The following is an 11427-nucleotide window of genomic DNA, read 5'->3' as shown; positions in this document are numbered from 1 at the left end:
CGGCTGAGGCCGCAGGCAAATCGTACCGCGACGGGACGAAGGGCCGCCTGCCCCTTCATTTCCTTGTCATTTCCCGGGTTTGCGGCTAGAAGGCCGCCACGTCCGCGGCCCCCGCACCCCTGGAGGCTTGCCGAGAGGGACGTCCAGCACGGGCCGCATTGCGGCCTTTAACTTTTTAAAACAAGGACTTAACACGATGGCGACCGTCAGAGAACTGAAGGCGACCGCCCGTCCGTCAGTCGGCAAGGGGGCCGCACGGGCAGAGCGTCGCGCCGGGAGAGTGCCCGGAGTGATTTATGGAGACAACCAGCCCCCGCTGCCGATCTCGGTGGAAGACCGCGAGCTGCGCCAGCGCATCCTCGCCGGCCGGTTTCTGACCACGATCTTCGACATCAGCCTCGACGGCAAGAAGCACCGGGTGATCCCGCGCGACTTCCATCTCGATCCGGTCAAGGACTTCCCGATCCACGTCGACTTCATGCGGCTCGGCCAGGGCGCGACCATCCGCGTCAGCGTTCCGCTGCACGTGGTGGGCTCGGAAGGCGCGCCGGGCGTCAAGCGTGGCGGCACGGTCAACATCGTGACCCACACGCTGGATCTCGAGTGCCTCGCGGAGAACATCCCGCAGTTCATCGAGGCCGATGTCAGCGCGCTGGAAATCAACCACTCGCTGCACATCTCCGACGTCAAGCTGCCGACCGGCGTGAAGACGCTGTCGCGCGACGACGCGACGCTGGTCACCATCGTGCCGCCGTCGGGTTATGGCGAGGAGCAGAAGGCTGCCGCTGGCGCTGCAGCGGCTCCCGCTGCCGCCGCTCCGGCTGCCGGTGCCAAGGCCCCTGCCGCCGCCGCGAAGGCGCCTGCTGCCGCGGCCAAGGCCCCCGAGAAGAAGAAGTAAGCCGATCCGCTGTCGGGGCGCGCGGGCTTATCCCGCGCGCCCCGGAGCGACGGCAGGTCCCGGTGCCGCGCCATGCTGCTGTTCGTCGGTCTCGGCAATCCCGGCGCGAAATATGCGCGCAACCGGCACAATATCGGCTTCATGGCCGTCGACGAGATTTCCCGGCGCCACCGCTTTTCGCCCTGGCGCCGCCGGTTCCAAGGCGAGACCTCGGAAGGCACGCTCGACTCCGAGCGCGTCATTCTCCTGAAGCCCACGACCTTTATGAACGAGTCGGGCCGCGCCGTGCAGGAAGCGGCCAGCTTCTTCAAGCTCGGCGTCGGCGACGTCACGGTGTTTCAGGACGAGCTCGAGCTGGCACCCGGCAAGCTGCGCGTGAAGGTCGGCGGCGGCATTGCCGGACATAACGGGCTGCGCTCGATCTCGGCGCATCTCGGCAACGACTACCGCCGCGTCCGGCTCGGCATCGGCCATCCCGGCGTCAAGGAGCTGGTGCACGGCCACGTGCTGTCGGACTTCGCCAAGAGCGAGATGCCCTGGGTCGAGGCGCTGTGCGAAGCGGTGGCCGACAATGCTGAGTTGTTGACCGGCAAGCGCGACTCCACCTTCGCCAACAAGGTGCATCTGGCGCTGCAGGCCAAAGGTTTTCTGGACAAGGGCGACGCCGGCGCCGCGTGAGGCGCGCGCGATGTCGCCAAAGAGGATGCGAGACGGATCATGGGATTCAAATGCGGGATCGTCGGCCTGCCCAACGTCGGCAAGTCGACGCTGTTCAATGCGCTGACGGAGACGGCGGCGGCGCAGGCGGCAAACTATCCGTTCTGCACCATCGAGCCGAATGTCGGCGAGGTCGCCGTGCCGGATCCGCGGCTTGAGAAGCTCGCGGCGATCGCCAAGTCTGGTCAGATCATTCCGACGCGGCTGACCTTTGTGGACATCGCTGGCCTCGTGCGCGGCGCCTCCAAGGGTGAAGGCCTCGGCAACCAGTTCCTCGCCAACATCCGCGAGGTCGATGCGATCGCGCATGTGGTGCGCTGTTTCGAAGACTCCGACATCACCCATGTCGAGGGCAAGATCGCCCCGCTCGCCGATATCGAGACCATCGAGACCGAGCTGATGCTCGCCGACCTCGACAGCCTCGAGAAGCGCGTCGACAACCTCGCCAAGAAGGCCAAGGGCGGCGACAAGGACGCCAAGGAGCAGCACGATCTCGTCACCCGCGCGCTGGTGCTGCTGCGCGACGGCAAGCCGGCGCGGCTGCTGGAACGCAAGCCGGAGGAGGAGCGCGCCTTCGGCATGCTCGGCCTGCTGAGCTCGAAGCCGGTGCTCTACGTCTGCAACGTCGAGGAAGGCTCGGCCAAGGACGGCAACAGCTTCTCGCAGGCGGTGTTCGCCCGCGCCAAGGAAGAAGGCGCGATCGCCGTGGTGATCTCGGCCAAGATCGAGTCGGAGATCGCGACCCTGTCGCGCGAGGAGCGCGTGGACTTTCTGGAGACGCTCGGCCTCGAAGAGGCCGGCCTCGACCGTCTGATCCGCGCCGGCTACCAGCTGCTCGACCTGATCACCTACTTCACCGTCGGCCCGAAGGAAGCCCGCGCCTGGACCATCCACCGCGGCACCAAGGCGCCGGCGGCGGCGGGCGTCATCCACACCGATTTCGAGAAGGGCTTCATCCGCGCCGAGACCATCGCCTATGCCGACTATGTCGCCCTTGGCGGCGAGGCCGGTGCGCGCGAGGGCGGCAAGCTGCGGCTCGAGGGTAAGGAATATGTCGTCGCCGACGGCGACGTGATGCACTTCCGCTTCAACAACTAACGACGCTGCGGAGGCGGCTACATCCGCCCCTGCTCGCGGATCGCGCCGAGATGCTCGTTGATGCGGAAGACGATCAGCACGAACTCGGCCAGGATGCGCGACAGCACCATGCCGACGATGATGCCGGCGAGCGAGGAGAGCAGCAGCAGGAAGCCGCCGAACGGGCTGATCGCCATCTCCGCAAGGCCGGTGAAGATGCCGCGGATTCCCCAGAGGATGACGAGGGCGATCACCAGCCAATAGAACGTCTTGATGATGGTGGGCGTGATGAAACGGTCCCACTGGAACAAATCGCGAAATTCCAACATTCTGATCCCCCAGCAAAGTCCGAATCGCAACGCATATCCGTCTTTAGGTGCTGTGCGAAACCAGCACCAGACGACATCAACGACGGCAACCATCGATCGCGGTATCCGGCGCCTTCTGGCGCTCTCGTGCGACCGGATCGGACGTCTGCCATGCGAGCGGTCCGGTTGTGATTGCTGCAAAGTGCGGCCACAATCAGGCTTCTTTCAGCCATTCCCGACCCATGACCCTCACCTTCGAAGATTTTCCTCCCGGCCCCTTCGGCAGCTTCGGCCCGCGCCACGTCAGCCGCGACGAGATCATCGCATTCGCCTCTGAGTTCGATCCGCAGCCGATGCATGTCGATGAAGACGCCGCGAAGCAGTCCATGCTCAAGGGCCTTTCGGGTTCGGGGTGGCATCTCTGCTCGGTGATGATGCGGATGATGTTTGACGGCTTCATCGGCCGCACCGCCTCGCTCGGCTCGCCCGGCGTCAACGAGGTCCGCTGGCTGTCGCCGTTGCGGCCGGACGATGCGCTGACGCTCGATGTCGAGGTCCTCGAAGCCCGCGTGTCGCGCAGCCGACCGTCGACCGGGATCGTCACGTTCAAATGCAGCGTGCGTAACGCGGCTGGTGAGCGTCTCTGCGAGATGGTCTCCCCGATCATCGTCGAGCGACGTGGGGAGGCGGGCTGATGCGCTTCTTCGAGGATCTTCAGGTCGGCCAGCGCCGCGGGCTCGGCTCCTACACGTTCTCCGCAGAGGAGATCAAACGCTTCGCCGCGCAGTTCGATCCGCAACGTTTTCACCTGGACGCGGAAGAGGGCCGCAACTCGCTGTTCGGCGGGCTCGCCGCCTCCGGCTGGCATATCGGATCGATCTGCATGAAGCTGATCGTCGCCGACAATCAGCGTCTCGCCGAGATCGCGCGGACGCGCGGCGAAAAGATCGTCCAAGGCGGACCATCGCCGGGATTCCGCGAGCTGCGTTGGATCAAGCCCGTCCTCGCAGGTGATACGATCACCTTCTCCAGCGTGATTGATTCGCTGCGCGCCTCCGCCTCCCGCCCGCAATGGGGCATTCTCCAAGCGCGCAACAGCGGGCACAATCAACGCGGCGAGCTGGTGTTTTCCGTGCTCGCATCGGTGTTTGTGCCACGGCGACACAACGGTTGAGGCGAAAAGGTCACGTTGCGGAGGATTGTCTGGCCGGAACCAACTTCGCGCTAACGCATTCTGAACCCGGACTCTATAAGACAGCCAATCAGGGATCAGGATGTGGGGGATGAGTATGGCAGATCGCGGTGGTCTGAAACTCCTCGGCTTTATCTTTGCCAGCGTGACGCTCGCGGTGATGCTCGCGACCGGAATGGTCGTGAAGGGCTATGCCGACGGTTCGTACTCGCTGGAGACCTCGGCCTCGGTCGAGGAGTAATCGATTAAGCAGTCGTTAACGGCGACGCGCAGCGTCGCCTCGTTCGGCGGTCACCGGCTCCAGATGAGCACCATGACCGCCATTGCCACCAGCAGCAATCCGACGAAACGGACCATGATGGTCCCGATCCGCTGAGGCTGAGCCCGCAGTGGGATCGGATCGGTGGTGTCAGGCCGAATCGTTTCCATCAGAAGACCGCCCCCCAGACGCAATGTGCCCGCAAATCGCATGGGCACGTTTTGGTCGCAGGGCCGTCACATGACGTTCAATGGCATGGCCTCTCGCCAATATGAAAACCGCCGCGCGATCGCTCGCGTGGCGGTTCACCTTGAACAGACCGGAATGATCAGCTGCTACGCAGACCGTCGGCGGCGCGCTTCCACTGGGTCACGTTTTCGGCGATGGCCCGGGTCGACTTCATCGCAGCCTGGCTGAGCTGGGCGTAGCTCGCGATCTCGCGCTGCACGCGCTGACCCTCGGCGTGCAGCAGCTCCCGCAGGCTCTCGAGCTCCCCGATCAGGTTCTCGATCTCCGAAAGAGAGGTGCCCGCAACGCGCTGGATCAGCGTCGTAACACTGTTGACCGCGGCATCGGCATCGATCGCGGCTTCGGCGGTGGCGGCAGCGTTCGGACGACGCAGATAGGCGATATCATTACGCACGAAATCACGAATGCCGGCCTCGACTTCGGAGACCGCAGCGAGATCCGTATCCAGCTCGGCTTCAGTTCCATCGATCTTGTCCGGACGAATGACATTCATCGGCTATTTCCTCAGTTCGCGTTCAAGCGAGCGCGGTGTCCCCGCACGACGAAATTCTCAAAGCCTATCAGTGCGGCCAAATTAGGCCGCAACGCGGCGAAGCTGCGGCGAGGGTTCGATCATTCGTGGCAGGCGGCCACAATTCGTTAACCTTACCAGCTGCGCTTGAAGCCGGCCGAGATGCTCTTGCTGGTGCTCCCCTGCGCGGTCTCGCTGACCGAGCCTGACACCGTGAGTCCATCAGTAAGCTTCTGCTCCGCACCGAGCTTGCGCAGCCATTTGTCGTCGCTCGACGACAATGTCTGTCCAGCCGTCACGCTGGTGCCCGTATCCTGGATCGAGAGCCGCGCGGACTGCTCGGTGTCGAAGCTGCGGCTCGTCTTCGCTGCTGCGCCGGGGATCGGCACCATGCCCTGCTGCGTGACGTTGTAGCCGTTCTGCAGGGTCAGATTGTAGTGGTCGATCGGCACCGCCTTCGTGATCGTTGTGCCGAGTCGGCCCTGGTCCGAGCCAGGATCGACGCGGGCTTCGATGGCCGTCTTGTCCCAGATCGAACCGGCCCCGGGCGCGGTGACGGCGGCCCACGCCGACCCGCCTGATTGCGGGGCGCTACCACCGTTCTCAGCCTTCTCCGCCAGCAATTCCGACATCGTCGTAGGCTGCCGCGCCACCGTCATATCGGCGCCGACACGCGCATCCCAGAACGACGAGACCGACTGCTTGACCGAGACGCCGGAGGCAAGGTTGCCCTTGTTCTGGTTTGCCCAGTCGAGCGCGGCAGCCTTTTCGGCAGCCGCCTTGCGCTTCGCCGCGGCCGCTGCCTCGGGCCGATCGAGGAAAGTCATCTCGTCGATTGCCAGTTGGCTCCAGTCGAGCTTGTCGAGTTCAATTCCCTTCATCGGGTCGGCAGCGGCGACCTGATCCTCAGGCTCCTCCGCATCGGCCTCTGGCGAGGGCGCAATCTGCTGCCAGGGAGCGATCTGCATCGGCTGCGGCGCCTGAATTAGCGTCTGGCCCTGCGCAGCGGACGCAATAAGCCCGAAGCCGGCCGAGAAGAGAGCCAGCGCGCAACCATACGATGTCATGAGAGCAACCCCCGCCGCCCGAACCTGTCTGGTGGAATATGGTGGAATCTTGGCGCAAAATTATGACCGAGCCAGTCACGATGTATTGGGTTGTAGCTGACCGCGCCTGCAATTCATCGCGCCAACCCAGGACCGCCGGCCGGCCCTATGCGATGCTGCCGATGCGGGGCAGATCGATCGGATGGCCAAGCGTCTGCTCCACCAGATCGAACGTGTCGATCAGGATGCGCAACCGCGACAGTTTGCCGGCGCGGAATTGCATGAACTGCGCGAGCCGGGCCGTAATCGGTTTCTCGGAATCCTGCGTGGTCATCGCACACCGGACCATCGTCGCCGCCGCGCTCTCGTCAAGCATGAGCGTCTCGCGCTCCAGCTTCCGGATATGGACATTGTTGGCGATCTGCCTCACGGCGTCGAGCACGGCCTCCTTGCCGAGCCGGGCGCCGAGAAAGGGAAACATATCGATCGGACCGTAGATGGCCCAGTCGATGTCGTCGTCGAGAACCGCGGCGAGCGCGTCGAAATGGCGATCGTTGATCGCGCGGTGCAATGCGCGCGACAGACGCCAGAGGCTGTGCTCCGTCATCCTCTCATGATCCTGATCTGGCTTGCAGGGCGGCGCCTTCCGTCGGGCGATCGCGTCAATGACGTCGCGCGGTGCGCCTTGTCCGACCCTCTGCGGTCCTCGATACGCGAACGACATCCACGCGCAACGGTTGTTTTTGCATTGCACAAATGCACACCGGCCATCCCGCCCCCCAAGCCTGCGGGTTCATGCCCGTTAACGTGATTCGTACGGCATCCGTCGGCGGGCGATGGCGAGCTCCTGCTCGCGAAAGGCCGCCATGCCGAACAGCGTGGCGCCAGCAAGCCCGCCGACGAGAGCGCCGAGAGGCATGAAGGTGAAGAACACGAGCATGCCGGCGTAGCCTTCAAATTCGCTGGTGTTGAACAGCTCGATCCAGGCAAGGCCGAGGCCAATGCCGATCGTGGCGCCGCCGACGACGCCCATCACCAGTCCGGCAATTGCCAGGAATGCTATTTTCATGTGCCAAATGCCCCGCGCCCACCCGCTGATGGGTTCGGGACGCGACCGCGAGGTTCAACGCAAAGCGGTTCGCGACGGTGACGTTTCCGTGATCGATGCGGAGCGCCAGCGTCTATTGGTCAGGGACGGGACGTCCCCGCGACCAGCAGGCGACTGAGATCGCATTCGAGCACCTGCTGCACCAGGTCGAACGTGTCCATGATCTCGCGGATGCGGCTGATCCGGCCGTCGCGCAAGGTATAGAAAGCGGCGAGGTCGTACTGCACGATGCGGTCATTGTCGCGCTTGCGCAGGAAGATGCGGAGGTCGGCAGCGACCTGGTCGCCTTCGCAGATCATGGTCTTGATCTCATGCCGGATGTCGGCATAGCGGCTGCGCGCGACCTCCCACATCTGGCGGACCTCGGCCTTGCCGTGACGCCGGCCGAGGTGGGGGAAGATGTCGATCGGAGCCGAGGCGAAGTGTTCGACATCATCGGTGCAATGAGCCAGCACTGCGTCGAAGTCCCCGGCGGCATGGGCCTCGAGCAGCTTGCGCACACGCTGCTTGTTGATGTGCTCGATCATCCTGTCTCCACTGACGGGACTTCCCTGGTTCGCGGCGATATTTCTGAAGAGACCGGTCCCTGGTCGTCAATCGTCGGTCGATCGCTCGCAGAGAGAATGCGCCGACACGGTGAACGGAAGCTTGGCGACCGCCGGTGTGCGAGACCAAGTTCTTCAGAGTAGGTCACAGGCGGCATCAAAAAGTTCGGGTCCGGCCTCCGGCTGTGTCGCGGAACCACACCGCAGGGCCGCCGTTAGAGAGCCACCTTCCTGCGGAGCACGATCATGAAGACCTTTCTTGCCTTGTCCATCACCGCCGTTGCCCTGCTCTCCACCCAAGCTGCCGAGGCCAAAGGATGCATCAAGGGCGCGATCGTCGGCGGCGTCGCCGGTCATTATGCTGGCCACCACGGTGTGCTTGGCGCTGCCGCCGGATGCCTGTACGGCCGCCATCGCGCCAACGCCAAGGAGCAGGAGCGCCGGGATCAGCAAAGCCAGGTGAACGGTCAGGGCCGGATGTAGCCGCCCCGCCCGCGCTCGACTCGCCGTGGCGTCCAGCCGGCAGCGGCCGAGGTCGGGTGATGCGCCTCACAGTGGGGGATGGGTGAATGGGCGATATGGGAGCGGAGTAGCCCTCGTCGAGGGCTCCGCAACCGGATCAATCAACCATGCTCGCTGCATCGTCCCAGAGCCCCTCCGCTCCCAGCACATCGGCGCCCAAGGCGCCGTCTCTCAATCTTCTGGAAGGCATGGTGCTGACCGCCCTGTTCCAGGCGATCCCGACCTATGCCGGCGCCGCGCTTATCCTCAAGATCGCGCACAGCACCGCGTTGCGGCCCGGCATCATCGGCTTCGTCGCGACCGCCACCCTCATCCACGTCTTGATGACCTCGGCCGCAGGGCCGCGCTATCCCCGCCTCCTGAAGCAGGCCTATGCAGCAGACTTCTACGATGCGACCTTGAGCTTTACCGACAAGGTGCTGCGTTGGCGCACGCAGCCGGACGGCTCGCTGCAATTGCTGAGCTCGACGGTCATGCTCGCCCTGCTCTCGATCGCTGCGCTCGCGGTGAATTGAAACCGCTCATCCGCATCGCGGCCGCGTTTGGACGAACCGCTCAGTCGGAAAGGCGCAGCGCCAGGGGGCCATCCTTGGCTGCCAGTCGCGATGATCCCGGCTTTTGGCCGTCCATCAACCTGGCCAGCACCCATCCCCACACCAGGATGTCGCCGATCTGGCCTGCCTCGGACCGCCGCCATTCGACCGTGATGCAAGCGGCAGAAGCCGGCGGAGAGAACGCGACCGCTTCGTCGACGAAGGCGGCAGGATTTGCATAGGGCGCGGCGTCGCGATCCGTCCATTCGGGCTGCAGCGGAGCCGGGCAGCGATTGTAGAGCCAGACATCACCACGAATGGTTCCGGCTGCGTCCAGCCAATAGGCGTAGGCCACCCTGCCGTCATCTTCGACCATGATGGTCGCTGCGCCATCAGGCGAGATGAACTTGCGCAGAAACCCGTTGCTCGCCATCTCACCCGCTGTCTGGACCGTCATGTCGCCTCGGCAATTCCAAGCCGTTCTGCTGTTCCGAACTCGAGATGCAACAGCCGTTCCAGCGCCGCTCCCAAATCCGAGACAACGGTGCCATAGGTCATGCGAAGGGGTGATCCGAACGGGCCACGCGGATACTCGCCGATCCGGTAGACCGCGCGGACGTTCGGCCCGAGGCGACCGAGATGCCTTTCGACGACATCAAGCTTGGTGGCCGGGTCCATCGGAATGACGGCTGAGATCAGTGACGACAGCACGCTGTCGATGATCGCGCCCTCGCGAATCAGCAGCTCAGTTGCGTCGGCGACATTCCCCGAGATAATCCCCTCAGCATCGTCACGGACGTGAAGCAACACGTAACAGAGCCTTGCGCTTTCGAGAGTGGGCGCCGGCACCTCGTTCTGCTCAAGGGTCCGCAGGGCCTCCTCGGACGTAAAGGGGCCGAAGGCGGAGCGAAGATGTCGTCTCAACCAGCTCATGACCGATCCTAACGCCGAATGAGCGCGCGGCGTCAACAGATACCATTCCTGATCTCGTCGGCGCGAGGGTGAGGCTATTGCCTCTCCGTCTTGCACCGTCGTCCCGCTTCCGCCACAACGAACCTCGGAAACGCCAAGAACAACAACAAGAGCCCACCCGAGCCTGCCCTTCATGTTCAACGCCATCGAACGGCCCTCCGGCCATCCGCCCGTCGCAGCCGAGGTCGCCCGCGATTTCGGTCCGCTGTACGCCTCGCACGGCTTCATCGGCTGGCTGTTCGCGATCACCGGGCCGGTGGCGATCATCCTCTCGGTCGGTGCCAATGGCGGGCTGTCCCAGGCCGAGATCGCGTCGTGGATCTTCGGCGTATTCTTCATCAACGGCCTGATCACGCTCATACTGTCGTGGCGCTATCGCGAGCCGCTCGTGCTGTTCTGGACCATTCCGGGCACCGTGCTGGTCGGGCAGTCGCTGACGCATCTCAGCTTCGCGCAGGTGGTTGGCGCGTTCTACGGCACGGCGCTGCTGATGGTCGTTCTCGGGCTGTCCGGCTGGGTCAAACGCGCGATGCAGCTGGTGCCGATGCCGATCGTAATGGGGATGGTCGCCGGCGTCTTCCTGCGCTTCGGCCTCGACCTGGTGCGCGCCGTGCTGGGTGAATTCGCCATCGCCGGTCCGATGGTTGTCGTCTGGCTGATGCTGACGGCCTTGCCCGCGCTCGGCCGGCGCTGTCCGCCGATCATCGGGGCGCTTGTGATCGGCACAGCGGCGGCCATCGTGCTCGGCAAATACGACCAGAGCGCCTCGTTGCAGATTGCGCTGATCCGCCCGGTGATCCCGACGCCCTCCTGGTCGCTCGCGGCCATGATCGAGCTGATCGTGCCGCTCGCGGTCACCGTGCTGGTGGTACAGAACGGCCAGGGCTTTGCAGTGCTGACCGCTGCCGGACACAAGCCGCCGGTCAATCTCGTCACCGTCGCGTGCGGTATCGGCTCGGCGCTCGCGGCTGTCGTCGGCGGCGTCTCCACCTGTCTCACCGGCCCGACCAATGCCATCGTGGTCTCCGGCGGCGAGCGCAAGCGCCATTATACCGCAGCGATGATGGTCGGCGTGCTGGCGCTCGGCTTCGGCCTGCTGGCGCCGACCTTCACGACGCTGCTGTTGATCGCGCCGAAAGCGCTGATCACGGTGCTGGCGGGTCTCGCCATGCTGCGCGTGCTGCAGACGGCGTTCGTGACGGCCTTCAAGACGAGCTTCTCGCTCGGCGCGTTGATCGCCTTTCTCGTCACAGTCGCCGACGTGCCGCTGCTCAATATCGGTGCGGCGTTCTGGGGTCTTGTCGCGGGCTTCGCAATCTCCTGGCTGCTTGAGCGGGCCGACTTCGCTCTCGTGTCGAACGGCTAACGAATTATCGCACCGCACCACGCTCCGTTGTCGCTATCGCTGGGCGAGCGGCAACGGCCTGTTGCAGCGCCGCTGGATCGCGCTACACTTCCCGACCAAACAAGAATGATCTCGACAATGATTT

17 protein-coding genes are annotated in these 11427 nt (G+C 64.4%); 9 read left to right on the top strand and 8 right to left on the bottom strand.

Annotated features, from left to right (window positions below; all coding sequences use genetic code 11):
- The first annotated feature begins 196 nt into the window (after nt 1–196).
- The 3 genes from BRAO375_RS21465 (at nt 197) to ychF (ending at nt 2713) form a co-directional block, all read left to right on the top strand.
- Complete coding sequence (locus BRAO375_RS21465; RefSeq protein ID WP_083842513.1) at nt 197–898, top strand: 50S ribosomal protein L25/general stress protein Ctc; 702 nt, start codon at nt 197–199, stop codon at nt 896–898.
- Between the two features lie 72 nt (nt 899–970).
- On the top strand, nt 971–1576 hold the full coding sequence (gene pth / locus BRAO375_RS21460; protein ID WP_009029537.1) for an aminoacyl-tRNA hydrolase: 606 nt from the start codon (nt 971–973) through the stop codon (nt 1574–1576).
- A 39-nt stretch (nt 1577–1615) separates the two neighbouring features.
- Nucleotides 1616–2713 (top strand): redox-regulated ATPase YchF, encoded by a 1098-nt coding sequence (ychF, locus tag BRAO375_RS21455; protein WP_009029536.1) that lies wholly within the window; start codon nt 1616–1618, stop codon nt 2711–2713.
- 17 nt (nt 2714–2730) lie between these two features.
- Here the strand turns inward: ychF and BRAO375_RS21450 are convergent, their stop codons facing one another.
- Nucleotides 2731–3021, bottom strand: a complete 291-nt coding sequence (locus BRAO375_RS21450) for a DUF4282 domain-containing protein (RefSeq protein ID WP_035641575.1) — start codon at nt 3019–3021, stop codon at nt 2731–2733.
- Between the two features lie 221 nt (nt 3022–3242).
- Between BRAO375_RS21450 and BRAO375_RS21445 the strand changes: the two genes are divergently transcribed.
- The 3 genes from BRAO375_RS21445 to BRAO375_RS38135 all read left to right on the top strand — a co-directional run bounded on the left by BRAO375_RS21445 (nt 3243) and on the right by BRAO375_RS38135 (nt 4433).
- Nucleotides 3243–3695, top strand: a complete 453-nt coding sequence (locus BRAO375_RS21445) for a MaoC family dehydratase (protein WP_035641573.1) — start codon at nt 3243–3245, stop codon at nt 3693–3695.
- A complete protein-coding gene (locus tag BRAO375_RS21440; RefSeq protein ID WP_009029533.1) occupies nt 3695–4174 on the top strand; it encodes a MaoC family dehydratase in 480 nt (159 codons plus the stop codon). Before BRAO375_RS21445 ends, BRAO375_RS21440 begins: the two co-directional genes overlap by 1 nt.
- A 109-nt stretch (nt 4175–4283) precedes the next feature.
- Nucleotides 4284–4433 carry a hypothetical protein gene (locus BRAO375_RS38135; protein WP_175345348.1) on the top strand — a complete coding sequence of 50 codons (150 nt, stop codon included), beginning with the start codon at nt 4284–4286 and terminating at the stop codon, nt 4431–4433.
- A 346-nt stretch (nt 4434–4779) separates the two neighbouring features.
- Here BRAO375_RS38135 and BRAO375_RS21425 read toward each other — a convergent pair whose 3' ends face one another.
- The 5 genes from BRAO375_RS21425 to BRAO375_RS21405 form a co-directional block, all read right to left on the bottom strand.
- A complete protein-coding gene (locus BRAO375_RS21425; RefSeq protein ID WP_009029530.1) occupies nt 4780–5193 on the bottom strand; it encodes a hypothetical protein in 414 nt (137 codons plus the stop codon).
- Nucleotides 5194–5345: 152 nt separating this feature from the next.
- On the bottom strand, nt 5346–6278 hold the full coding sequence (locus tag BRAO375_RS21420; RefSeq protein WP_009029529.1) for a hypothetical protein: 933 nt from the start codon (nt 6276–6278) through the stop codon (nt 5346–5348).
- Nucleotides 6279–6423: 145 nt separating this feature from the next.
- Entirely contained in the window at nt 6424–6864 is a 441-nt protein-coding gene (locus BRAO375_RS21415) for a nuclear transport factor 2 family protein (RefSeq protein ID WP_009029528.1), read from the bottom strand.
- A gap of 195 nt (nt 6865–7059) precedes the next feature.
- A complete protein-coding gene (locus BRAO375_RS21410; RefSeq protein ID WP_035641569.1) occupies nt 7060–7326 on the bottom strand; it encodes a hypothetical protein in 267 nt (88 codons plus the stop codon).
- A gap of 119 nt (nt 7327–7445) precedes the next feature.
- Entirely contained in the window at nt 7446–7892 is a 447-nt protein-coding gene (locus BRAO375_RS21405; protein ID WP_009029526.1) for a nuclear transport factor 2 family protein, read from the bottom strand.
- Between the two features lie 264 nt (nt 7893–8156).
- Between BRAO375_RS21405 and BRAO375_RS21400 the strand changes: the two genes are divergently transcribed.
- Nucleotides 8157–8393, top strand: coding sequence for a hypothetical protein (locus tag BRAO375_RS21400; RefSeq protein ID WP_009029525.1), 237 nt, complete (start codon nt 8157–8159; stop codon nt 8391–8393).
- A gap of 146 nt (nt 8394–8539) precedes the next feature.
- Nucleotides 8540–8947: a hypothetical protein gene (locus tag BRAO375_RS21395; RefSeq protein WP_064742416.1), complete on the top strand. Its 408-nt coding sequence runs from the start codon at nt 8540–8542 to the stop codon at nt 8945–8947.
- 40 nt (nt 8948–8987) lie between these two features.
- On the opposite strand, the gene BRAO375_RS21390 is transcribed toward BRAO375_RS21395, so the two are convergent.
- Together BRAO375_RS21390 and BRAO375_RS21385 are read right to left on the bottom strand one after the other, a co-directional pair.
- Nucleotides 8988–9422 (bottom strand): hypothetical protein, encoded by a 435-nt coding sequence (locus tag BRAO375_RS21390; protein WP_009029523.1) that lies wholly within the window; start codon nt 9420–9422, stop codon nt 8988–8990.
- Complete coding sequence (locus BRAO375_RS21385) at nt 9419–10084, bottom strand: hypothetical protein (RefSeq protein WP_244423232.1); 666 nt, start codon at nt 10082–10084, stop codon at nt 9419–9421. Before BRAO375_RS21385 ends, BRAO375_RS21390 begins: the two co-directional genes overlap by 4 nt.
- Between BRAO375_RS21385 and BRAO375_RS21380 the strand changes: the two genes are divergently transcribed.
- Complete coding sequence (locus tag BRAO375_RS21380; protein WP_009029521.1) at nt 10071–11303, top strand: benzoate/H(+) symporter BenE family transporter; 1233 nt, start codon at nt 10071–10073, stop codon at nt 11301–11303. The genes BRAO375_RS21385 and BRAO375_RS21380 overlap by 14 nt on opposite strands.
- Nucleotides 11304–11427 lie beyond the last annotated feature (124 nt).

This window comes from Bradyrhizobium sp. ORS 375 (assembly GCF_000239775.1).
Lineage (GTDB): Bacteria > Pseudomonadota > Alphaproteobacteria > Rhizobiales > Xanthobacteraceae > Bradyrhizobium.
Note: the sequence above shows the minus strand (reverse complement) of the source record. Positions and strands in the feature narration are given on the sequence as shown.

What these genes read in the sequence shown, in the direction of transcription:
- BRAO375_RS21465 (WP_083842513.1), top strand. Translation starts at nt 197, where the DNA reads ATGGCGACCGTCAGAGAACTGAAGGCGACCGCCCGTCCGTCAGTCGGC.
- pth (WP_009029537.1), top strand. Translation starts at nt 971, where the DNA reads ATGCTGCTGTTCGTCGGTCTCGGCAATCCCGGCGCGAAATATGCGCGC.
- ychF (WP_009029536.1), top strand. Translation starts at nt 1,616, where the DNA reads ATGGGATTCAAATGCGGGATCGTCGGCCTGCCCAACGTCGGCAAGTCG.
- BRAO375_RS21450 (WP_035641575.1), bottom strand. Translation starts at nt 3,021, where the DNA reads ATGTTGGAATTTCGCGATTTGTTCCAGTGGGACCGTTTCATCACGCCC.
- BRAO375_RS21445 (WP_035641573.1), top strand. Translation starts at nt 3,243, where the DNA reads ATGACCCTCACCTTCGAAGATTTTCCTCCCGGCCCCTTCGGCAGCTTC.
- BRAO375_RS21440 (WP_009029533.1), top strand. Translation starts at nt 3,695, where the DNA reads ATGCGCTTCTTCGAGGATCTTCAGGTCGGCCAGCGCCGCGGGCTCGGC.
- BRAO375_RS38135 (WP_175345348.1), top strand. Translation starts at nt 4,284, where the DNA reads ATGAGTATGGCAGATCGCGGTGGTCTGAAACTCCTCGGCTTTATCTTT.
- BRAO375_RS21425 (WP_009029530.1), bottom strand. Translation starts at nt 5,193, where the DNA reads ATGAATGTCATTCGTCCGGACAAGATCGATGGAACTGAAGCCGAGCTG.
- BRAO375_RS21420 (WP_009029529.1), bottom strand. Translation starts at nt 6,278, where the DNA reads ATGACATCGTATGGTTGCGCGCTGGCTCTCTTCTCGGCCGGCTTCGGG.
- BRAO375_RS21415 (WP_009029528.1), bottom strand. Translation starts at nt 6,864, where the DNA reads ATGACGGAGCACAGCCTCTGGCGTCTGTCGCGCGCATTGCACCGCGCG.
- BRAO375_RS21410 (WP_035641569.1), bottom strand. Translation starts at nt 7,326, where the DNA reads ATGAAAATAGCATTCCTGGCAATTGCCGGACTGGTGATGGGCGTCGTC.
- BRAO375_RS21405 (WP_009029526.1), bottom strand. Translation starts at nt 7,892, where the DNA reads ATGATCGAGCACATCAACAAGCAGCGTGTGCGCAAGCTGCTCGAGGCC.
- BRAO375_RS21400 (WP_009029525.1), top strand. Translation starts at nt 8,157, where the DNA reads ATGAAGACCTTTCTTGCCTTGTCCATCACCGCCGTTGCCCTGCTCTCC.
- BRAO375_RS21395 (WP_064742416.1), top strand. Translation starts at nt 8,540, where the DNA reads ATGCTCGCTGCATCGTCCCAGAGCCCCTCCGCTCCCAGCACATCGGCG.
- BRAO375_RS21390 (WP_009029523.1), bottom strand. Translation starts at nt 9,422, where the DNA reads ATGACGGTCCAGACAGCGGGTGAGATGGCGAGCAACGGGTTTCTGCGC.
- BRAO375_RS21380 (WP_009029521.1), top strand. Translation starts at nt 10,071, where the DNA reads ATGTTCAACGCCATCGAACGGCCCTCCGGCCATCCGCCCGTCGCAGCC.
- BRAO375_RS21385 (WP_244423232.1), bottom strand. Translation starts at nt 10,084, where the DNA reads ATGGCGTTGAACATGAAGGGCAGGCTCGGGTGGGCTCTTGTTGTTGTT.